Here is a 20,424-nt window from a genome sequence, read left to right on the forward strand (position 1 = left end):
GATCGAGGCCCCGCCGATGCGGGGCTTTTTCGTTTCAGGCGCCGAAGGGCGTCGGTGCCGGCGGCACCCGCGGCAGGCCGGCGAAGCGGGCGGCCGTCAGCTCGTAGACCAGGCTGGGCGCCTGGCCCGGCACATCGGCCAGCGAACTCTTCAGCAGCATGCCGATGCGCTCCAGCGTCTTGCGCGAGGGCGTGTTGGCCGGCAGCACGACCGCCAGCACGCTGGGCGCGTGCAGGCTCGCGAAGGCCAGTTCCAGCGCCTGCTGCGCCATCTCGGAGGCCAGGCCCTGGCCCCAGTGCTGCGGCAGGAAGCGGAAGTACAGATGCAGGCCGGCGATGCCGCCCAGGCTGCGCTGCATCACGCCGCCGAAGCCGATCAGCTGCTCGGGCTGCTCACGCCGGGCGATCGCCCAGTAGCCGAAGCCACGCGCCTGCCAATGCGCCAGCCAGCCCTGCAGCAGCGCCGCGGCCGCCTCGCGCGAGGCGAGCGGGCCGCTGGGGCTGAAACGGTTGGCGATCGGATCGGCCTGCAACTCGAACACCGCATCCAGATCGCCGGCCTGCGGGGCCCGCAGCAACAGGCGCGCGGTCTCCAGCTGCGCCGGAAAAGCGGGGACGGAAAACTCGCTCAAGGCCATGAATCGATGAGGCTGGGTGATCGCTGAAGACTGGTGTAAACCCTAATTCTGGACCTTAAAGCGCGGCCGGGTCTTTCGTAAGCCCTTATTCGGGTGGTCGGCGTGGAGTCCGCACGAAAAGGCGCGCGACCGAGCCGGCTTTTCGGCCCGCGCTTGCGCCCGAGCTGCCCGGCCATATACTGTATGTTCATACAGGTTTTCAGATGCACGCGACCGAATCCGCCCTCCCCGCGCCCGAAACGCTGCACGCCCAGCTCTGGCGCGCCAGCAGCCTGGGTGCCTGCAGCAGCCCCTGCCTGCCCAGCGGCTTTGCGGCGCTGGATGCCGAGCTGCCCGGTGGCGGCTGGCCGACCCGCGGCCTCGTCGAGATCATCAGCCCCCAGCATGCGGTGCTCGAATGGCGCTTGCTGGCGCCGCTGCTGAGCGGTCTGTGCGGGGGCGCTACGAGCGGGCGGCAAGCGGCGGCCCGCCGCCCGGTGCTGCTGATCAATCCGCCACTGACCCCGCACCTGCCCGGCCTGCAGGCCTGCGGCCTGTCGCCGCAGCAGCTGATCTGGATCGCCGCCGACGCGCCCCAGCAGCAGCTGTGGGCGACCGAGCAGGCGATCAAGTCGAACGCGGCCGCGGCCATCCTGGCCTGGCTGCCGCAGGCGCGGCCCGAGCAGATCCGCCGCCTGCAGGCCGGCGCCCTCGCCTCGGACGCGCCGATCTTCCTGTTCCGGCCCTGGGCGGTGCAGCAGCAATCGTCGGCCGCGCCGCTGCGCCTCTTGCTGACGCCCGGCGCCGGCTGGAGCCTCGATGTGCGCATCCTGAAGCGCCGGGGGCCGGCCTGCGAGGGCTGGCTGAGCCTGCCCTCGGTGCCGGCCGAGCTGGCCCCCATCCTGACGCCGCGCATGCTGGCCGCCGGCGAGCCGCCCGCGCCAATTCCGCAGCCACTGCATGTACTGGCTCGCCCTGCTTCCGCAAGCGTCGGACAGCGCTGAAGACGCAGCCGACACGCCGCAGGCCGCCGCCGCCCGGCAGCAGGCGCTGGCCTGGCTGGCGCTGCGCTTCAGCCCGCGCGTCGCCTGCCTGGAGGAGGCGGTGGTGCTGGAGGTCGGCGCCAGCCTGCGCCTGTTCGGCGGCGCCCGCGCGCTGCACCGGCTGCTGCGCCAGCAGGCCGCGCAGAGCGGGCTGGCCCTGCGGGCGATCGCCTGGGCGCCGAGCAGCCTCGGCGCGCTGGCCCTGGCCCGCGCCGGCATCGTCAACGGCCTGGGGCCGGACTTCCACGCCCGGCTCGATGCGCTGCCGCTGGCCAGCCTCAGCGCCGTCGCGGCCCAGCAGGCGATGCTGGCGCGGCTGGGCTGCCGCTGCCTGGCCGATGTGCGCCGGCTGCCGCGGCCGGCCGCGGCGCGCCGCTTCGGCAGCGCGCTCTTGCAGGCCCTGGACCAGGCCTATGGCGAGGCGCCCGAGGCCCATCGCTGGCTGGAGCTGCCCGAGCGCTTTGCGGCCCGGCTGGAGCTGCCCTGGCGGGTCGAGCATGCGCCGGCCCTGCTGCACTATCTGCAGCAGCTGCTGCGCCAGCTCTGCGCCTGGCTGGCCGCCCGCCATGCCGGCATCCGCGAGTTCGATCTGCACTGGCAGCATGACGCGATGCGCGCGCGCGACAGCGGCAGCGGCGGCACGCTGCGCATCGCCACCGCCGAGACGACGCGCGATTTCGGCCATCTGTCGCGGCTGGCGGCCGAGCACCTGGCCCAGCTGCAGCTGGCCGCGCCGGCCGGCGAGCTGAGCCTGAGCGCCGAGCAGTTGCTGCCGCTGCAGGAGCACAGCGCCAGCCTGCTGCCCCGCTCGCCCGAGCAGGCGGCCGAGCCACTGCCGCAGCTGCTCGAGCGCCTGTCGGTGCGCCTGGGCCGCGGCAATGTGCGCGAGGGCCGGCGCCAGGAGGACCACCGGCTCGAGCGCATGCAGCGCTGGCTGCCCTGGCCGGTGGCCGAGCGCCAGGCGGGCAGCCTGCGCCGGCCGCCGGGCCCGCAGCCGAGCTGGCTGCTGGAGCCGCCGCAGCGCCTGGCCGTCTCGGCCCAGGAGCAGCCGCTGGCCGGCGGCCCGCTGCAACTGCTGGCCGGCCCGCACCGCATCGAGGCCGGCTGGTGGGACGGCGGCGCGCCGCAGCAGCGCGACTATTTCCTCTACCGCAGCGCCGAGCTGGGCCTCTTGTGGATCTACAGCGAGCGCCAGCCGACGGCCCGGCCGGGCTGGTTCCTGCACGGGGTGTTCGGATGAAGGCCGGGCTGGAGCCGCCCGACTATGCGGAGCTGCACTGCCTCTCCAGCTTCAGCTTTCTGCGCGGCGCCTCGAATCCGGAGGAGTTGATGAGCCGCGCCTGGGAGCTGGGCTACACGGCGCTGGCGATCACCGACGAATGCTCGCTGGCCGGCGTCGTGCGCGCCTTCAGCCAGCGCCGCCGCATCGCCGCGCAGACGCCCAGCAGCCGCGCCTTTCCGCATCTGGTCATCGGCAGCGAGTTCCTGGTCCGTGACGAGGACGAGGCCGGCACGCCGCTGTTCAAGCTGCTGCTGCTGGCGGCCAATATGAACGGCTACGGCAATCTGAGCCAGTTCATCACCCGGCTGCGCCGCGCCAGCGCCACCAAGGGCGAGTACCGGCTGCGCTGGCGCGAGATCCGGGCCGAGGCGCTGGACGACTGCCTGGTGATCGCGCTGCTGCCGCGCGAGGCCGATGAGGCGCAGCTGCTGGCGCCGGCGCGCTGGCTGCTGCGCCATTTCAGCGGGCGTGCCTGGCTGGGCGTCGAGCTGCTGCGCGACAGCGGCGATGCGCTGTGGCTGCAGCGCCTGCAGCAGCTGGGCGAGGCCACCGCCCTGCCGCTGGTGGCCTGCGGCGATGTGCACATGCATCTGCGCTCGCGCAAGGCGCTGCAGGACGTGATGACGGCGACGCGCCTGGGCAAGCCGGTGGCCGAATGCGGCTATGCGCTGCAGCCGAATGCCGAGGCCCATCTGCGCAGCCGGCTGCGCCTGGCCCAGCTCTACCCGGCCGAGCTGCTGCAGCAGAGCGTGGCGATCGCGCGGCGCTGCGAGTTCTGGCTGGACGAGCTGCGCTACCACTATCCCAGCGAGGTCGTCCCCGCCGGCGAGACGGCCAGCGGCCATCTGCGCCGCCTGAGCTATGAAGGCATGGGCAAACGCTGGCCGGACGGCGTGCCGGACAAATGGCGCGAGCGCATCGAGCATGAACTGGCCCTGATCGAGGAGCTGCGCTACGAGCATTACTTCCTGACCGTCGCCGACATCGTGCGCGAGGCCCGCGCGCTGGGCATCCTCTGCCAGGGCCGCGGCTCGGCGGCCAACAGCCTCGTCTGCTACTGCCTCTTCGTCACCTCGGTCGACCCTGACCGCAGCACCCTGCTGTTCGAGCGCTTCATCAGCCGCGAGCGCAACGAGCCGCCCGACATCGACGTCGACTTCGAGCACGAACGCCGCGAGGAGGTGATCCAGTACCTGTACCGCAAATACGGCCGCGAGCGCGCCGCGCTGACCGCCGTCGTCATCAGCTACCGCTCGCGCAGCGCGATCCGCGACGTCGGCAAGGCGCTGGGCCTGGACGAGGCACTGCTGGAGGCGCTGGCGCGCGACCACCATGGCTGGTCCAGCGAGGCGCTGCCGCCCGAGCGGCTGCAGGTGCTGCAGCAGGAGCTAGGGCTCGATCCGGCCGACCCGCGGCTGCGCCAGCTGGTCGCGCTGAGCCGGCAGCTGGTGGGCATGCCGCGCCATCTGAGCCAGCATGTCGGCGGCTTCGTGCTCACCGAGGGCCCGCTGTCGCGCCTGGTGCCGATCGAGAACGCAACGATGGAGAACCGCAGCGTCGTCGAATGGGACAAGGACGATCTGGACGCGGTCGGGCTGATGAAGGTCGACGTGCTGGCCCTGGGCATGCTGTCCTGCCTCAAGCGCTGCTTTGATCTCTATCAGCAGCTGCGCGGCGGGCCACGGCTGGAGCTGGCCGACATTCAGGAGGGCGACCAGCCGACCTACGACATGATCTGCAAGGCCGATACCGTCGGCGTGTTCCAGATCGAAAGCCGCGCGCAGATGTCGATGCTGCCGCGGCTGCAGCCCCGGAATTACTACGACCTCGTCGTCGAGGTCGCCATCGTGCGGCCGGGGCCGATCGAGGGCGGCATGGTCCACCCCTATCTGACCAAACGTGCCAAGCATCGACGCGGCGAGAAGATCGAATACCCCAAGAAGGAACTCGAGAAGGCGCTCAGCCGGACCTACGGCGTGCCGATCTTCCAGGAGCAGGTGATGCAGGTGGCGATGATCGCCGCCGATTTCAGCGCCGGCGAGGCCGACCAGCTGCGCCGCGCGATGGCCGCCTGGAAGCGGCCCGGCGACCTGCAGGCCTTCTACGAAAAAATCATGGCCGGCATGCGCCGCAACGGCTATGAGGAGCGCTTCGCCGAGGACATCTTCAAGCAGATCAAGGGCTTCTCCTCCTACGGCTTCCCCGAGTCCCACGCCGCCAGCTTCGCGCTCTTGACCTATGTGTCGAGCTGGATGAAATGCCACGAGCCGGCGATCTTTCTGTGCGCGCTCCTGAACTCGCAGCCCTTGGGCTTTTATTCGCCCAGCCAGCTGGTGCAGGACGCACAGCGCCATCAGGTGGAGGTGCGCCCGCCCGATGTCGGCCACAGCGACCGGGACAGCAGCTTGGAACAGCGTCCGGGCCAGCAACAGCCGGCCGTCCGCCTGGGCCTGCGCCTGGTCGCGGGCCTGCCCGAGGCGGCGGCCGAGCGCATCGTCGCCGCGCGCGCCGAGGCAGCGTTCGCCAATCCGCAAGACCTGGCCCTGCGCGCCGGTCTCGACCAGCGCGAGATGCAGCAGCTGGCGGCCGCCGATGCGCTGCTGTCGCTGGCCGGCCATCGCCGCCAGCAGGTCTGGCAGGCCTCGGCGCTGCGCGCCATGCCCAAGCTGCTGCAGGGCGCAATCGCGCCGGAGGACGAGCTGACCCTGCCCGCCGCGGCCGAGGACGAGGAGGTGCTGTGGGACTATGTCGCCACCGGCCTGACCCTGCGCAGCCATCCGCTGGCCATCCTGCGCGAGCGCCTGGCTCGGCGCGGCCTCAGCAATGCCGAGCAGCTGAAGCAATGGCGCGCGGGCAAGCGCGCCCGCGCCTGCGGCATCGTCTCGGGCCGGCAGATGCCGCAGACCGCCAAGGGCACCTTGTTCGTCACGCTGGAGGACGAGACCGGCAACGTCCAGGTGATCGTCTGGCCCAAGGTCTTTGAAGCGAACCGCTCGATCATCCTGCGCTCGCGCCTGCTGGCCGTCGACGGCATCTGGCAGCGCGGCGACGGCGGCGTCCAGCATCTGCTGGCGCGCCGCTTCGAGAACCTGACGCCGCTGCTGGGCCGGCTGACACTGGAGAGCCGCGATTTCAAGTAGGCGCAGTGAGCGCCTCCGAGGCTCGGTGCGGCCCGGCGCGGGTGCCCTCAGGGGCAAGCGTTGACATGCATCAATACCCGCGGCGGTAGCGCTGGGAACATGGAGGCCGGGACGATCCAGCAAGGGCGTCCCGTAGCAAGAGGCAGGCTCACCATGGACATCCACACCCACGCCCATCTGGACCGGCTGCGCGCCCGTTTGCTGGCGCTGCGGCGCGAGCTGTTCGCCGAACTGGGTGACGCGCCCCGGCCGCAGGACGCCGCGATGCAGGCCCCGGACGCCAAGGACTTCAAGGACCTGGCGCAGCGCGACGCGCTCTCGCGTCTCGCCGAGGTCCGCGAACGGCGCGAGCTGTCCGAGCTCGAGGCCGTCGAGGCGGCCCTGCAGCGCATGGACGGCGAGGACTACGGCGACTGCTGCGATTGCGGCGAGCCGATCGGCCTGCCGCGGCTGCTGCTGATGCCGATGGCGATCCGCTGCGCGCCCTGCCAGCAGCGGCTGGAGGAGGACATGCGGCTCGGCCACAGGCCCGCCGGCGCCGCGCTGCACCGTCACCCGGCCTGAAGGAGTTCTGCGATGCAAGCGATGCAAGTGAAGAGCGGATTCGCGCTCGAACGTCCGGCCGGCCTGCCGGCCGACACGGCTCCGCAAGCCGCCTACCGGCACATCCTCGTGCCCTGCGACGGCAGCGCGAGCTCGCTGCTCGGCCTGGACGAGGCCGTGCGGCTGGCGCGGCAGATCGGCGCCAAGGTTCGCGTCGTCCATGTGATCGACGAGCTGCTGGGCGCCACCGGCTTCGAACCGGCCGCCGTCTACTCCCGCGATGTGCTGGTCGGCCTGCGCAATCTGGGCGCGGACCTGCTGGAGGCGGCCCGCGCACGCGCCGCGGCCGCTGGCGCGACGGTCGAGACGCGGCTGATCGAAAGCGGCGGCCATGCCATCGTCGACCGCATCATCGAGCAGGCGCGCGACTGGGCGGCCGATCTGATCGTCATCGGCAGCCATGGCCGCCGCGGCGCGGCGCGGCTCTTCATGGGCAGCGATGCGGAACACATCCTGCGCCTGTCGCCGGTGCCCGTGCTGATCGTCCGCAGACCCCGGCCGGAGTCCTTCGCCACCCTGGACGCGAACCGGATGAGCTGATCGAGGAGCCCGCGATGAAGACGATGAAAGCCGCTGTCGTGCGCGACTTCGCGCGCCCGCTGGAACTCTGCGAAGTGCCGGTCCCCGAAGTGAGGCCGGGCCAGGTGCTGGTCCAGGTCGTCGCCTCGGGCGTCTGCCACACCGATCTGCACGCCGCCCGCGGCGACTGGCCGGTCAAGCCCAGGCTGCCCTTCATCCCCGGCCACGAGGGCGTCGGCTTCGTCGCCGCCTTGGGCGCCGGCGTCAAGGGCATCAAGGAGGGCGACCGCGTCGGCGTGCCCTGGCTGCACACGGCCTGCGGCCATTGCGAGCATTGCATCACCGGCTGGGAGACCCTGTGCGATGCCCAGCAGATGACCGGCTACACGGTGAACGGCGGCTATGCCGAATACGTGCTGGCCGATCCCGGCTATGTCGGCCGCCTGCCGGCCCAGGTCGGCTTCGCGCAGATCGCGCCGGTGCTGTGCGCCGGCGTGACCGTCTACAAGGGCCTGAAGGTGCTGGACTGCAAGCCCGGCGACTGGGTCGCGATCTCCGGCATCGGCGGGCTCGGCCATTACGCGATCCAGTACGCGAAGGCGATGGGCTTTCATGTGATCGCCGTCGACATCGACGAGGCCAAGCTGCAGATGGCCCGGCAGCTGGGCGCCGACATGCTGGTCAACGCGGCGACGCAGGACCCGGCCAGCGAGGTCCAGCGCGCCTTGCGCGGCGCCCATGGCGTGCTGGTCACGGCCGTCTCGCGGAGCGCCTTCTCGCAGGCCCTGGGCATGCTGCACAAGCGCGGCACGATGGCCCTGGTCGGCCTGCCGCCGGGCGACTTCGCGCTGCCGATCTTCGATGTCGTGCTCAATGCGAAGACGGTGCGCGGCTCCATCGTCGGCACGCGCAAGGACCTGCAGGAGGCGCTGGCCTTCGCCGGCGAGGGCAAGATCCACACCGTCTTCAGCGAGGAGCGGCTCGAGAACATCAACGCCGTCTTCGAGCGCATGGAGCGCGGCGCGATCGAGGGTCGGGTCGTGATGCGCATCGCGGCCGAGGGCTAGGCGCGGAGGCCCCTGATGCAGCTCCAGTTCCTCGGCGCCACCGGCACCGTCACCGGCTCCAAATACCTGCTGCGCCACGCGGGCGCGACGCTGATGATCGACTGCGGCCTGTTCCAGGGCTACAAGCAGCTGCGCCTGCGCAACTGGGCGCCGCTGCCCATCGCCGCGCGCGAGATCGGCGCGCTGATCCTGACCCATGCCCATATCGACCACAGCGGCTACCTGCCGTTGCTGGCGCGCCAGGGCTTTCGCGGCCCGGTCTTCTGCACGCCGGCGACGCGCGATCTCTGCGCGATCCTGCTGCCCGACAGCGGCCATCTGCAGGAGGAGGAAGCCGCCTACGCGAACCGGCATGGCTTCTCCAAGCACCGCCCGGCCGAGCCGCTCTACACCGAGGCCGACGCGCGCCGCGCGCTGGCGCTGCTGCAGCCGGTGGACTGCGGCGTGCACTGGCCCGCGCTGCCGGGATTGACGGCGCAGCTGGCCCCCTCGGGCCATATGCTGGGCTCGGCCTTCGTCCGCCTCGAGGGCGACGGTCGCAATGTCCTGTTCACCGGCGATCTCGGCCGCCCGCAGGACCCGGTGCTGCGCCCGCCGGAGCACATGGCCGGCGCCGACATCCTGGTGACCGAATCGACCTATGGCGACCGTCTGCACGAGCCGGTCGACGTGCCGGCCCAGCTCGCCCAGGTCGTCAAGCGCACGGCCGCGCGCGGCGGCGTGCTGCTGATCCCGGCCTTCGCCGTCGGCCGCGCGCAGACGCTGCTGCATCTGCTGGCCGAGCTGAAGCGCAGCGAGGCCATCCCGGATCTGCCGGTCTTTCTCGACAGCCCGATGGCCGCCGACGCCACAGCCTTGTACTGGCGCCATCGCGGCCAGCATCGCCTGAGCGAGGCGCAATGCGCGGCGATGTGCCACGCGGCCCGCATCGTCAACACGCCCGACGAGTCGCGCGCGCTGAGCGCCGGCCGCGGGCCGATGATCATCATCGCCGCCAGCGGCATGGCCACCGGCGGGCGCGTCGTCCACCATCTGAAGAGCTTCGCGCCGGACTGGCGGACGACCATCCTGCTGAGCTCCTTCCAGGCCGGCGGCACGCGCGGCGCGGCCCTGGCCGCTGGCGCGAAGACACTGCGCATCCATGGCGAGGACGTGCCGGTGCGCGCCGAGGTCGCCCAGCTCGGCAATCTGTCCGGCCATGCCGACGCCGACGAACTGCTGGCCTGGCTGCGCGGCTTCGCGCGGCCGCCGCGCCAGACCTTCATCACCCATGGCGAGCCGGCGGCCGCCGATGCGCTGCGCCAGCGCATCGAGCGGGAGCTCGGCTGGCGCTGCCGCGTGCCCGACTATCTGGAGCAGGCGGCGCTCGATTGATTCGATGACCGACACCGGGAGAAGCATATGGAAATCCGCAGCATCCTCGTCCACCTGGACGCCCAGGAGCAGACGCCCGTGCGCGTCGCCGCGGCCGCCGCGCTGGCGCGCCGCCACGAGGCCCATCTGATCGGCCTCGCGCCGACCGACTGGGTGATGGTGCCGGCCGACTACAGCGGCCTGCCCGGCGCCGGCGACTATCTGCAGGCGACGCTGGGCCTGCTGCGCCGCCAGGCGCAGGAGAGCGTCCGGCGCTTCGAGGCGCAGGTGAAGGCGCTCGGCCTGAGCTCCTACGAGGGCCGCATGGTCGAGGACAACGTCAGCGCCGCGATGACGCTGGCCGCGCGCTACTGCGATCTGAGCGTCGTCACGCAGACCGAGCCGGGCCGCTGGAGCGCCGCGCAGCAGGCCGGCATGCCCGAGAGCGTGCTGCTGCACTCGGGCCGCCCCCTGCTGGCCCTGCCCTATGCCGGCGCCGACCCGACCCTGCCGCTCGATGGCCGCATCGTCGTCGCCTGGGACGGCGGCCGCGAGGCGGCGCGCGCGATGCACGACGCGCTGCCGCTGCTGCGGCAGGCGCGGACGGTCGAGGTGCTGGTGTTCGAGAGCTCGGCCGGCGGCGATCCGCGTCACGGCCCGCTGCCCGGCGCAGACATCGGCCTCTGGCTGGCGCGGCACGGCCTGCGCGTCGAGGTCCGCCAGATGAGCACGGCGATGCCGGTCGGCGAGGCCCTGATCTCGCACGCGGTCGACGTCGAGGCGCAGCTGATCGTCGCCGGCGGCTACGGCCACACGCGGCTGCGCGAGACGGTGCTCGGCGGCGTGACGCGCACGCTGCTGCGCAGCTCGCCGGTGCCGCTGCTGCTCGCGCATTGAGCGGACGCTCGGCTGGAAACGCGCCGATGGACTCGCATCCTCGCAGGATCCTCATCATCGACGGCCATCCGGACGCCGAGCCCGGCCATCTCTGCCATGCGCTGGTCGGCGCCTATGCGGCCGGCGCCCGTGCGGCCGGCCATCAGCTCCGCATCGTCGAGCTGGCGCGGCTGGACTTCCCGCTGCTGCGCAGCCAGCGCGACTGGGAGCGCGGCACCGTGCCCGCCGCGCTGCGGCCGGTGCAGCTGGACATCGCCTGGGCCGGCCATATCGTCTTCGTCTTCCCGCTCTGGCTCGGCGACATGCCGGCGCTCTTGAAGGCCCTGCTCGAGCAGATCGCCCGGCCCGGCTTCGCGCTGGCCGGCAAGAACGCGCCCACGCCCGGCGCCAAGCTCCTGCAAGGCCGCTCGGCGCGCGTCGTCGTCACCATGGGCATGCCGGCCCTGATCTACCGCTGGTACTTCCGCGCCCACAGCATCCGCTCGCTGGAGCGCAACATCCTCGGCTTCGTCGGCTTCGCGCCGGTGCGCGAGACGCTGATCGGCGGCGTCGAATCGCTGGGCGCTGCCGGCGTCGAGCGCTGGCTCGCGCGCATGCACAAGCTCGGCGGCCTCGGCGCCTGAACGCGCGCCGGTCTCAGCGCACGACCAGCACCGGCAGCGTCGCCAGCGTCAGCACGCCCTGCGACTGGCTGCCGAGCAGGCCCGCCATGCGGCCGCCGAGGCCGTGCGAGGCGATCACGATCAGATCGCAGCCCTCGCGCTCGGCCAGGGCCACGATCTCGCGGCTGGGCGATTGCTCGCCGAGCACGACGCGCCGCTGGATGCGTGCATCGCCGCCGACGGCCCGTTCGATCGCCGCGTCGAGCAGGCGATGGCCTTCGGCGACGATCTCCTTCCGCAGCGCCTGCGCATCGGGCCGGTGGGCGAGCGCGGCCCGCAGATACTCGGGCAGGCCGTAGTCGCGCACGACCAGCAGCGCCGTCACCTTCGCCCCGCCGCCGACGCGCAGCGCCAGCGCGATCGCGCGGTCCGCCATCGGCGAGCCGTCGGTGGCCACCAGCACATGCTTGAAGACGCTGTTCATCGCCACCGCCTCCTCTGCGTCAACGGATCAAGAGCACCGGCACCTTGGTATTGGCCAGCAGGCGGGCCGACACCGAGCCGAGCAGCGCGCCGGTGAAGGCGCCATGGCCGTGCGAGCCCATCACAAGCAGCTCGGGATCCTCCTCCTCGACCAGGCGCGCCAGCACATCGCCGGGGTAGCCGACCGCATGGCGCTCGCGCAGCGCCCAGCCCTGCAGGCGGGCGAACTCGCGCACCGGGCCCAACACCTTCTCGCCCTCGTCCGCGAAGTATTGCTGCAGCACCTCGGCGGGCAGATGGCGCGCCGCATGCGGCGGCAGATCGGCCGTCACGTTCAGCGCGACGAACTCGTTGTCCTGGCCCACCAGTTCCTCGTGGGCGGCGATATAGGCCAGCATGCGCTTGGTATAGCTGCTGCCATCGACCGCGAGAACGATCTTCATGACTCCTCTTTTCATCGTGACCGGCGATGCAGCCATCTTGCCCCCCGTGGCGGCGGCCGCGCTTGCGCTGGATCAAGGGCCGCCACCCCCTCGGCGCCCAGGGTCGTCAGGCGCGGGTTCACTCACCGCTGCTCGAGCCGGAAGCGCAGCACCAAGGGCGCCGCAGCCTTGTTCGTCCACATCCAGCAGAAGTCCTGCTTCAGCGCCGCCGTCAAGAGGCCCTCGTCGCGCGCGATCTGCGCCTTCTGGGCCGGGAAGCGGACCTCGCTGCCCTCGTGATAGTGGATGTTGAAGTCCAGCGGGCCGGCCGCCTCGAAGGACCAGGCGACCCGGCCGCCTTCCGGCAGCTTTTCGCAAACCTCGAGGAACTGCCCCGGCGCGATGCCTATCTCCCGGCCGAAGCGGCCTGCCGCATCCCACTGGACCGGCACGATCTCCGCGCCGGCGAATCGCGGGAGCGCGAGCAGCGCGGCGGCAAGGAGCGGGCGTGCTCGTTTCATGCCCTCAATATAGGCCCGCCGGCCCGATCTCGAAGCGAGGTGTGACCCGCTTGACCTTGTCACGGCGGCAAGGTTTAAGCTGGTTTTTGGAAGTACAGCTCATGAAGAACCCTCTGCATCGATGGCCCTGGGAGGCGCTGCCCGGGGCCCTGCCGCTCTGCCCGGCCTTTGTCCATGGCGACGAGGCCCATGCGGCGCCGCGTTGCTTCGACGCCGCTAAGATCGAAGTCACCGATTTCGGCCAGGCCGGCGATCCGGCCAAGGCGACGCGGACGATCCGGGTCGAGACGGCCGACACGATGCGCTTCACGCCGGCCGAGATCACGGTCCGGCTCGTCGCGAGCAAGCAGGGCAAGGTCCTGCACGAGCTGGTGCTGGGCGGCCCCGAGGAATTGAAGCAGCATGCCGAGATGATGAAGAAGTTCCCCGGCATGGAGCATGAGGAGCCGCATATGGTCCACGTCAAGCCGGGCCGCAGCGGCGCGATCGATCACATAGCCGGCGACCAGGGCGGAGTGGCAGCTGCCGAAGTCGTCCGGCATGCCGTAGCGCTTGCGCACGGCCGTCGTGTCGCCGACCTCATGGACCTTGACTGTGAAGCCCGCGGCGCGCAGATGGAATGGAGCTCAAGCGCCTGCTGGCCCTGAAGCCGGCCGCCATCGGCCTGGCCGTGCCGGGCATGCCGGTCGGCTCGCCCGGCATGGAGGTCGGCGCGCGCAAGGATCCCTACACGGTGCTGCTGATCGACAAGCGCGGCCGCGACTCGGTGTTCGCCCGCTATCCCAAGACCTAAAAGCTCCAGCACCCCTATGAATCGCGTTCGAGTCCTGCTCGCCAGCCTGCTGACGTCCCTGGCGCTCGGCGCCCATGCCCAGACGGCCCAGACGCCGCCCGCCGCAGCGGCGCAAAGCGAGGGCGAGGTGCGCAAGATCGACAAGGCCCAGGGCAAGCTGACGGCTGCGTCACGGGCCGCTGCAGAACCCGGACATGCCGGCGATGACCATGGTCTTCAAGGCCGCGGACCCGAAGCTGCTCGACGGCCTCAAGCAAGGCGACAAGGTCCGCTTCAGGGCCGAGGCGCAGAACGGCGTCTTCACCGTGACGGCCATCGAGACCGCCCCGTAGACCAGATCGGCAGCAGCTGCGCGGCGGCTCAGACCTGCAGCTGATAGACCTCGGCCGCCGCCCGTTCCTCGGCGCTGTGGCCGGCCAGGGCCCGGTCCCATTCGGCGCCAGCCGCACCGCGCGTCGCGCTGAGGCCGCTGATCATCGAGGCGGTCTCCTCGGTGCTGGCGTCGAACTCGGCGATCTGCTCGCGCGTCTCGAGGAAGAGCCGCGCCACCGTGTAGCCGCCCGAGTCGATCACGACCAGCCAGCGGGCCGGCTGTCGCAGCAGCGTCTGCTTGTGCTTGGACGGCGACTCCATCCCGAATCCCTGACCCATCTGGCACCTCGCTCGCTAATGGCCCCCGGACCGCTGCAAGCCTAGCATCGCGCGGGCCGGCTGTCGCGCCCGCCGGCCGCCGACGGGCTCGATCAATCCTGCCAGTCGCCCGCCTGGATCGCCGCGACGATGGCGCGCCCGCTCTCGACCAGCAGCGGCGCGAATTCCTCGTGCAGCAGCGCCCCCTGCAAGCGAGCCGCCGGCCCGCCTATGGTCAGCGCCAGCGGCTCGCGGCCGTCGCCGATATCGATGCCGACGCCGATGGCGGCGATCTCGCTTTCCCATTCCGATTCCGAGCCCGCATAGCCGCGCCGCGCATAGTCGGCCTCGGCGCGCTGCAGGCCGGCCAGGCGCTGCGGCCAGCGCGCCGGATCCTGGGCCTGCAGCTTCTCGCCGACCAGGGCCCGCAGGCCCGGGGTCGCGCTGCACCAGAGCGCGCGGCCCATCGCCGTCTCGGCCAGCGGCAGCCGCGTGCCGACGTCCAGGCCCAGGATCAGCCGCGCCGTGCTGCGGCAATGCGCCACATAGACCATCGAAGCCTCGTGCCGCACGCCCAGCGAGACGGCCGACTGCGTGCGCTCGGCCAGGCGCTCCATCAGCGGGCGCGCGATGCGGCCGATCTCGAAGTTCGTCAGCACGCTGAAACCCAGCGCCAGCACGGCCGGGCTCAGCGCGTATTCGCCGCTGGCGGCGCGATGGCGCAGATAGCCGAGGCTGGCCAGGGTGAAGCTCAGTCGCGACACGGTCGCATGCGGCAGGCCGCTGCGCCGCACCAGCTCCTGGTGCGCGAGCCAGCGGTCCTGCGGCCGGAAGCAACGCAGCAGTTCCAGCCCGCGCGCCAGCGCGGTGACGAAGCGCCGGTCCTGCGCAGCCGGCTCGCTGGCCGCCGCGCTGGCCGGTTGGCGGGTCCGCCCCATGGCTCTTCCTTTTTTCTGCTAAGCGGAATATAGCGAGATTCGGTGCCGTTCGCGCACGCCGCCGATGCTCGCAATCCCTTTGTCTCGTTTACAGCGGCGAAGCGGCTGCGTAGACTGGTCCACGTCGATTTCGTATTCCGTTCAGCGGAATATCAGAAAGCAGTTGGGGCCAGGAAGAAGTCAACGGAGCGTCGAAACCGACAGCCTGCAGCTTCCGGCGACCGCGGCTTGCGCGGCGGCCGGGGCGGACTCACCCATAACGACGGAGACAAGCAATGACGCGATTGCATGTTTTGCACCGGCTGCATGGCCGGCCCGGCGCCTGCCTCGCCCTGGCGGCCAGCACCGTGCTGTTGGCCGCCTGCGGCAGCGACGACGAACCGAAGCCGGTACTCGAGATCAAGACCCTGTCCAACCGCGCCGACCTGGTCAGCGACGGCGATGTGCTGGTGCAATTGATCCTGCCCGCCGGCGCGACGACGGCCGGCCTGAAGGCCGACATCAACGGTAGCGACATCACGAGCGCCTTCGCCACCCGCGCCGACGGCCGCATCACCGGCCTGGTCAGCGGCATGAAGGTCGGCGCGAATGTGCTGACCGTCAGCGGCGACGATGTCAGCACGACCGCGCTGACGATCACCAACCACGATCGCGGCGGCCCGGTCTACAGCGGCAGTCAACCGACGCCCTTCGTCTGCGCGACGCCGACACCGCAGGGCGCGACCGCCTCGCTGCCGGCCACCAATGCCAGCGGCCTGACGACGACGGCCAGCGACGGCAAGTGCAATATCGCCACCGAGTACAAGCTCTACTACAAGACCACCGCGGCCGGCTGCAGCTTCGCGCTGCCGGACCCGAGCCCGGCGGTCGCCTTCACCGCGACCACCCCGCCGACGACGGCGACGCCGCCGGCCAACCCCTGCTTCAAGCCCTATACCGTGGGCGGCAGCACGCCGGCCGACCTGGCGACGACGACCACCGACGCCGGCCAGACCCTGCCCTATATCGTGCGCGTCGAGCGCGGCACGATGAACCGCGGCATCTATGACATCGCCGTGCTGTTCGACCCGGCCAAGCCCTGGAGCGCCGTCGCGCCGCAGGCGCAGTGGAACGGCAAGGTCCAGTACAACTTCGGCGCCAGCACCGGCCAGCCGCGCCGCCAGGCCCGGCCGGCCACCGCCTGGACCGACGACCGCGCCTTGTCCAGGGGCTATATGGTCGTCAACAACAGCATGACCGACTCGCTGCAGAACTCGAACCGGGTGATGATGAGCGAGACGGTGATGATGATGAAGGAGCACATCAGCGACCAGTACGGCGCGATCAGGTTCACCGTCGGCAACGGCTGCTCGGGCGGCTCGATCAACAGCAATATGAACGCCTCGATCAACCCCGGTCTGCTGGACGGCATCACCGTCTCCTGCACCTTCCCCGATTCGGAGACGGTGACGATGGAGGTGGCCGACTGCGTCGCCCTGGTCGAGGCCTATCAGAAGCCGCAGTGGCTGGCCCTGATGACGGGCCAGACTCCGGCCCAGGTCAATGCGCGCAAGGCGGCGATCAACGGCCATATGGACCAGAGCGCCTGCCATGGCTGGTACAACTTCTTCGGCAGCAATTCCAAGGCCGGCGTCTACTTCCAGCGCACCGTGCCGGCGGCCAATAACGACAGCGGCGTGATCGTGCAGTCGCCGACGGCCACCAACAACTGCCAGCTGCCGGCCGCCCTGGTCTACGACCCGGTGACGAATCCGGGCGGCGCGCGCTGCAATGCCTGGTCCTGGGCCGAATCGATCTGGGGCAAGGCCACCGGCAGCCCGGCCGCGCGCGACACGCGCGACAACACCGGCGTGCAGTATGGGCTGAAGGCGCTCCAGTCCGGCGCCATCAGCGGCGAGGAGTTCGTCACCTTGAACGAGATCGTCGGCGGCGCCGACCGCGACACCAACCCGACCGCCGCCCGCAGCGTCGCCGATGCCGAGGCGCTGAACATCGCCTACCGCGCCGGCATCGTGATGAGCGGCGCCAACCTGGCCAAGACCGCCGTCATCGACATGCGCGGCTACGACGACTCGCTGATCAATGTGCCGCCCGGCTTCGCCGGCATCCCGGCCGCCTCGCTGCAGGGCGTGGCGCTGTTCGGCATTCACCAGCAATGGCGCAGCTTCTCGATCCGCGACCGGCTGGACCGCGATGGCGGCGGCCATGGCAACCAGGCGATCTGGCGCTTCGGCCGCAGCGGCTTCTCGCCCTCGGCCACGATGGCGACCGAGGCCTTCACGACCATGGACAGCTGGCTGACCGCCCTGAAGGCCGACAGCAGCAGCGCCAGCCTGGAGCAGAAGATCCGCAACACGCGGCCGGCGGCGGCGGGCGACTACTGCCTGCTCAGCAGCGACGCGGCACAGTCGACCAAGGTGACGAACGCCGCGAGCTGCGATGCCGATCCCTATCTGGCGCCGCGCAGCTCGCCGCGCCAGGTCGCCGGCGGCCCGCGCAGCGAGGACATCCTCAAGTGCCAGCTGAAGCCGGTCGACGCCAACGACTATGGCGGCAAGCTCGGCGCCGCCCAGCTGGCGCGGCTGAATGCGGTCTTCCCCGGCGGCGTCTGCGACTGGAGCAAGCCCGGCGTCGGCCAGCAGGCGGCCGCCGGCCCGCTGAGCTTCGAGGCCGGCCCCGGCGGCCAGCCCTTCCCGCCCGCGCCGGTTTCGCGCGCCAAGCAGTAGAGTGAAGTGAAGTAAAGAAAGCCCTGCCGCGCCGCCCCCCGAAGGCGGCCGGCAGGCTCCCTGCGATGAAGTCCGACCCGAACAACCCGCATTTCGCGCATTGGCCGCCGGGCCTGCCACAACACCTGACCCTGCCGCAGACGAATCTGTGGTTCAACGTCGAGGTGTCGGCGGCGCGCTACCCGGACAAGCCCTTCATCGTCTTCTACGACACGGCGCTGAGCTTCGCCGCCTTCAAGCGCGAATGCGAGCGCGTCGCCGGCTGGCTGCAGCAGCAAGCCGGCGTGAAGGCCGGCGAACGCGTGCTGCTGTACATGCAGAACAGCCCGCAATGGGTGATCGCCTTCTACGCCATCCTGCGCGCCAATGCGGTGGTCGTGCCGATCAATCCGATGAACCGCGGCGAGGAGCTGCGCCACTACGTCGCGGACAGCGGCGCGAGCACGGCCTTCGTCGCGCAGGACCTGCTGGAGCAGATGCAGCCTTTGCTGGGCGAGGACGGGCTGCGGCAGCTGGTCGTCGCCAGCTACGGCGACTATCTGCGCCAGGCCACCGACCTGGCGGTGCCCGAATTCGTCGCCGCGCCGCGCCGGCCGCTGGCCGATCCGCGGCTGAGCGCCTGGGCCGAGGTGCTGGCCGCCGGGATCACGCCGGGGCCGCTGACGGCCGGCCCCGACGATCTCTGCGTGATGCCCTATACCTCGGGCACGACCGGCCGGCCCAAGGGATGCATGCACACGCATCGCAGCGTGATGAGCACCTTGGTCGGCGGCATCTGCTGGTTCGGCAGGACGCAGGACGCTGTTTACTTAAGCGTGCTGCCCTTCTTCCATGTGACCGGCCTGTCGGGCAGCCTGAACGGGCCGCTCTACATCGGCGCCACCATCGTCATCCTGCCGCGCTGGGACCGCGAGGCGGCGGCGATCTGCATGCAGCGCTACAAGGTGACCGTCTGGCAGACCATCTCGACCATGATGATCGACTTCCTGGCCAACCCGCGGCTCCCGGACTACGACCTGTCCAGCCTGGCCGGCATCCGCGGCGGCGGCGCGGCGATGCCGGCGGCGATCTGCGCCAAGCTGAAGGCGCTGACCGGGCTCGACTATGTGGAGGGCTATGGCATGTCGGAAACCATGGCCGCCACCCACATCAACCCGCCGCAGCGGCCCAAGCCCCAGTGCCTGGGCGTGCCGGTCTTCGATGTGGAGGCGCGCGTCGTCGATCCCGAGACGCTGGCCACGCTGCCGCCGGGAGAGAGCGGCGAGATCCTGGTCAGCGGCCCGCAAGTGATGCAGGGCTATTGGCGCGATCCGCAGGCCACCGCCGCGGCCTTCGTCGAGCTCGACGGCAAGCGATTTCTGCGCACCGGCGATCTGGGCCGCATCGACGAGGACGGCTACTACTTCATGAGCGACCGGCTCAAGCGCATGATCAATGCGTCCGGCTTCAAGGTCTGGCCGGCCGAGGTCGAGGCACTGATGTACGCCCACCCGGCGATCCAGGAGGCCTGCGTGATCGGCGTGCCGGACGAGCGCCGCGGCGAGACGGTCAAGGCCCTGGTCGTGCTGAAGCCCGGCACCACGGGCCTCAGCGAGCAGGACATCATCGACTGGTCGCGCGAGCAGATGGCGGCCTATAAATGCCCGCGCCTGGTCGAGTTCGTCGCCGCGCTGCCGAAGTCGGGCAGCGGCAAGGTGATGTGGCGCGAGTTGCAGCAGCAGGCGGCCGAGGCCGCGAAGAAGAGCGATTGACTGATTGCCCCATTGATTGATTGATTGATTAAACGACAACAGGAGACAAGCAGATGAACCAGCCAAGCACCCCGAACCCGCGCCGCAGCCTGCTGCTGCTTGCCGCCGCCGCCACGCTGGCCCCCTTGGGCCTGGCCCATGCCGACAATTACCCGAGCAAGCCGGTCACCCTGATCGTGCCCTGGCCGGCCGGCGGCTCGACCGACCGCCATCTGCGCGCGCTGTCCGAGCTCGCCTCCAAGCACCTGGGCCAGCAGATCATCATCGACAACAAGCCCGGCGGCGGCGGCACCCTGGGCCCGGGCACGATGGCGCTGACGGCCAAGCCCGACGGCTACACGATCGCGCAGTTTCCGCTGGGCATGCTGCGCATCCCCCATATGCAGAAGACGCAGTGGGACCCGCTGAAGGACTTCACGTTCATCATCGGCGTGTCCGGCTACACCTTCGGCTTCACCGTGCGCGCCGATTCGCCCTACAAGAGCTTCAACGACTACATCGAGGCGGCACGCAAGGCGCCCGGACAGCTGAACTACGGCTCCACCGGCACCGGCTCCAGCCCGCATCTGCTGATGGAAGAACTGGCCGGCAATGCCAAGGTGCAGCTGACCCATGTGCCCTTCAAGGGCAATGCCGATCTGCAGCAGGCGCTGCTGGGCGGCCATGTGATGGCGCAGAGCGACGCCAGCGGCTGGGACAAGTTCGTCGACGGCGGCCAGATGCGCCTCTTGGTCACCTTCGGCGAGGAGCGCACCAAGCGCTGGCCGAACGTGCCGACCGCCAAGGAGCTGGGCTACGGCATCGTCGCGACCTCGCCCTACGGCCTGGTCGGCCCCAAGGGCATGGACCCGGCCGTGGTCAAGGCCCTGCACGACGCCTACAAAAAGGCAATGGACGACCCCAAGCACATCGAGCTGCTGGAGCAGCTGAACCAGGCGATGTGGTACCGCAATGGCGAGGACTACCGCAAATGGGCGGTCGAGACCTATGCCAAGGACAAGCAGCTGATCGAGCGGCTGGGCCTGGCGGCGAAGTAGG

General features: G+C 70.7%; 20 protein-coding genes and 1 pseudogene. 15 read left to right on the top strand and 6 right to left on the bottom strand.

What is annotated here, in order from left to right:
- Window positions 1-34: 34 nt before the first annotated feature.
- Window positions 35-631: a GNAT family N-acetyltransferase gene (locus tag QWJ38_RS18120; RefSeq protein ID WP_290360524.1), complete on the bottom strand. Its 597-nt coding sequence runs from the start codon at window positions 629-631 to the stop codon at window positions 35-37.
- A 209-nt stretch (window positions 632-840) separates the two neighbouring features.
- Here QWJ38_RS18120 and imuA point away from each other — a divergent pair, with 209 nt between their 5' ends.
- From imuA to QWJ38_RS18165, 9 genes are all read left to right on the top strand, one after another.
- On the top strand, window positions 841-1,620 hold the full coding sequence (gene imuA / locus QWJ38_RS18125) for a translesion DNA synthesis-associated protein ImuA (protein WP_290360525.1): 780 nt from the start codon (window positions 841-843) through the stop codon (window positions 1,618-1,620).
- Window positions 1,577-2,899, top strand: a complete 1,323-nt coding sequence (locus QWJ38_RS18130; protein WP_290360526.1) for a Y-family DNA polymerase — start codon at window positions 1,577-1,579, stop codon at window positions 2,897-2,899. Before imuA ends, QWJ38_RS18130 begins: the two co-directional genes overlap by 44 nt.
- Window positions 2,896-6,081: an error-prone DNA polymerase gene (locus QWJ38_RS18135; protein ID WP_290360527.1), complete on the top strand. Its 3,186-nt coding sequence runs from the start codon at window positions 2,896-2,898 to the stop codon at window positions 6,079-6,081. Before QWJ38_RS18130 ends, QWJ38_RS18135 begins: the two co-directional genes overlap by 4 nt.
- 153 nt (window positions 6,082-6,234) lie before the next feature.
- The gene (locus tag QWJ38_RS18140) at window positions 6,235-6,645 is read left to right on the top strand and encodes a TraR/DksA family transcriptional regulator (RefSeq protein ID WP_290360528.1); all 411 of its coding nucleotides are present in this window, start codon (window positions 6,235-6,237) and stop codon (window positions 6,643-6,645) included.
- Between the two features lie 12 nt (window positions 6,646-6,657).
- On the top strand, window positions 6,658-7,224 hold the full coding sequence (locus QWJ38_RS18145; RefSeq protein WP_290360529.1) for a universal stress protein: 567 nt from the start codon (window positions 6,658-6,660) through the stop codon (window positions 7,222-7,224).
- Window positions 7,225-7,238: 14 nt separating this feature from the next.
- Window positions 7,239-8,270 carry an alcohol dehydrogenase AdhP gene (adhP, locus tag QWJ38_RS18150; RefSeq protein WP_290360530.1) on the top strand — a complete coding sequence of 344 codons (1,032 nt, stop codon included), beginning with the start codon at window positions 7,239-7,241 and terminating at the stop codon, window positions 8,268-8,270.
- A gap of 15 nt (window positions 8,271-8,285) precedes the next feature.
- Window positions 8,286-9,644, top strand: coding sequence for an MBL fold metallo-hydrolase RNA specificity domain-containing protein (locus tag QWJ38_RS18155; RefSeq protein ID WP_290360531.1), 1,359 nt, complete (start codon window positions 8,286-8,288; stop codon window positions 9,642-9,644).
- A 27-nt stretch (window positions 9,645-9,671) separates the two neighbouring features.
- A complete protein-coding gene (locus tag QWJ38_RS18160; RefSeq protein ID WP_290360532.1) occupies window positions 9,672-10,520 on the top strand; it encodes a universal stress protein in 849 nt (282 codons plus the stop codon).
- A gap of 26 nt (window positions 10,521-10,546) precedes the next feature.
- Window positions 10,547-11,143 carry an NAD(P)H-dependent oxidoreductase gene (locus QWJ38_RS18165; RefSeq protein ID WP_290360533.1) on the top strand — a complete coding sequence of 199 codons (597 nt, stop codon included), beginning with the start codon at window positions 10,547-10,549 and terminating at the stop codon, window positions 11,141-11,143.
- A gap of 13 nt (window positions 11,144-11,156) precedes the next feature.
- On the opposite strand, the gene QWJ38_RS18170 is transcribed toward QWJ38_RS18165, so the two are convergent.
- From QWJ38_RS18170 to QWJ38_RS18180, 3 genes are all read right to left on the bottom strand, one after another.
- The gene (locus QWJ38_RS18170; RefSeq protein ID WP_290360534.1) at window positions 11,157-11,606 is read right to left on the bottom strand and encodes a universal stress protein; all 450 of its coding nucleotides are present in this window, start codon (window positions 11,604-11,606) and stop codon (window positions 11,157-11,159) included.
- A 19-nt stretch (window positions 11,607-11,625) separates the two neighbouring features.
- Entirely contained in the window at window positions 11,626-12,048 is a 423-nt protein-coding gene (locus QWJ38_RS18175; protein ID WP_290360535.1) for a universal stress protein, read from the bottom strand.
- Window positions 12,049-12,170: 122 nt separating this feature from the next.
- On the bottom strand, window positions 12,171-12,548 hold the full coding sequence (locus QWJ38_RS18180; protein ID WP_290360536.1) for a hypothetical protein: 378 nt from the start codon (window positions 12,546-12,548) through the stop codon (window positions 12,171-12,173).
- A 41-nt stretch (window positions 12,549-12,589) separates the two neighbouring features.
- Between QWJ38_RS18180 and QWJ38_RS18185 the strand changes: the two genes are divergently transcribed.
- The 3 genes and pseudogenes from QWJ38_RS18185 to QWJ38_RS18195 all read left to right on the top strand — a co-directional run bounded on the left by QWJ38_RS18185 (window position 12,590) and on the right by QWJ38_RS18195 (window position 13,673).
- Window positions 12,590-13,195, top strand: a complete 606-nt coding sequence (locus QWJ38_RS18185; RefSeq protein ID WP_290360537.1) for a cupredoxin domain-containing protein — start codon at window positions 12,590-12,592, stop codon at window positions 13,193-13,195.
- Window positions 13,171-13,341, top strand: a pseudogene (locus QWJ38_RS18190) (DUF411 domain-containing protein); the annotation flags it as partial. The gene QWJ38_RS18185 and the pseudogene QWJ38_RS18190, both read left to right, overlap by 25 nt.
- Window positions 13,342-13,535: 194 nt before the next feature.
- The gene (locus QWJ38_RS18195) at window positions 13,536-13,673 is read left to right on the top strand and encodes a copper-binding protein (protein WP_290360538.1); all 138 of its coding nucleotides are present in this window, start codon (window positions 13,536-13,538) and stop codon (window positions 13,671-13,673) included.
- A gap of 28 nt (window positions 13,674-13,701) precedes the next feature.
- Here QWJ38_RS18195 and QWJ38_RS18200 read toward each other — a convergent pair whose 3' ends face one another.
- Window positions 13,702-13,974 (bottom strand): hypothetical protein, encoded by a 273-nt coding sequence (locus QWJ38_RS18200; protein WP_290360539.1) that lies wholly within the window; start codon window positions 13,972-13,974, stop codon window positions 13,702-13,704.
- A gap of 110 nt (window positions 13,975-14,084) precedes the next feature.
- Window positions 14,085-14,909, bottom strand: a complete 825-nt coding sequence (locus QWJ38_RS18205; protein ID WP_290360540.1) for an IclR family transcriptional regulator — start codon at window positions 14,907-14,909, stop codon at window positions 14,085-14,087.
- 275 nt (window positions 14,910-15,184) lie between these two features.
- Between QWJ38_RS18205 and QWJ38_RS18210 the strand changes: the two genes are divergently transcribed.
- The 3 genes from QWJ38_RS18210 (at window position 15,185) to QWJ38_RS18220 (ending at window position 20,423) form a co-directional block, all read left to right on the top strand.
- Window positions 15,185-17,635 (top strand): DUF6351 family protein, encoded by a 2,451-nt coding sequence (locus tag QWJ38_RS18210; protein WP_290360541.1) that lies wholly within the window; start codon window positions 15,185-15,187, stop codon window positions 17,633-17,635.
- Between the two features lie 65 nt (window positions 17,636-17,700).
- Entirely contained in the window at window positions 17,701-19,386 is a 1,686-nt protein-coding gene (locus QWJ38_RS18215; RefSeq protein WP_290360542.1) for a long-chain fatty acid--CoA ligase, read from the top strand.
- 53 nt (window positions 19,387-19,439) lie between these two features.
- Window positions 19,440-20,423, top strand: a complete 984-nt coding sequence (locus QWJ38_RS18220; RefSeq protein WP_290360543.1) for a tripartite tricarboxylate transporter substrate binding protein — start codon at window positions 19,440-19,442, stop codon at window positions 20,421-20,423.
- Window position 20,424: the final 1 nt, after the last annotated feature.

The sequence above is a fragment of the Roseateles violae genome (genome assembly GCF_030410485.1).
GTDB classification, from domain to species: Bacteria; Pseudomonadota; Gammaproteobacteria; order Burkholderiales; family Burkholderiaceae_C; genus Roseateles_D; species Roseateles_D violae.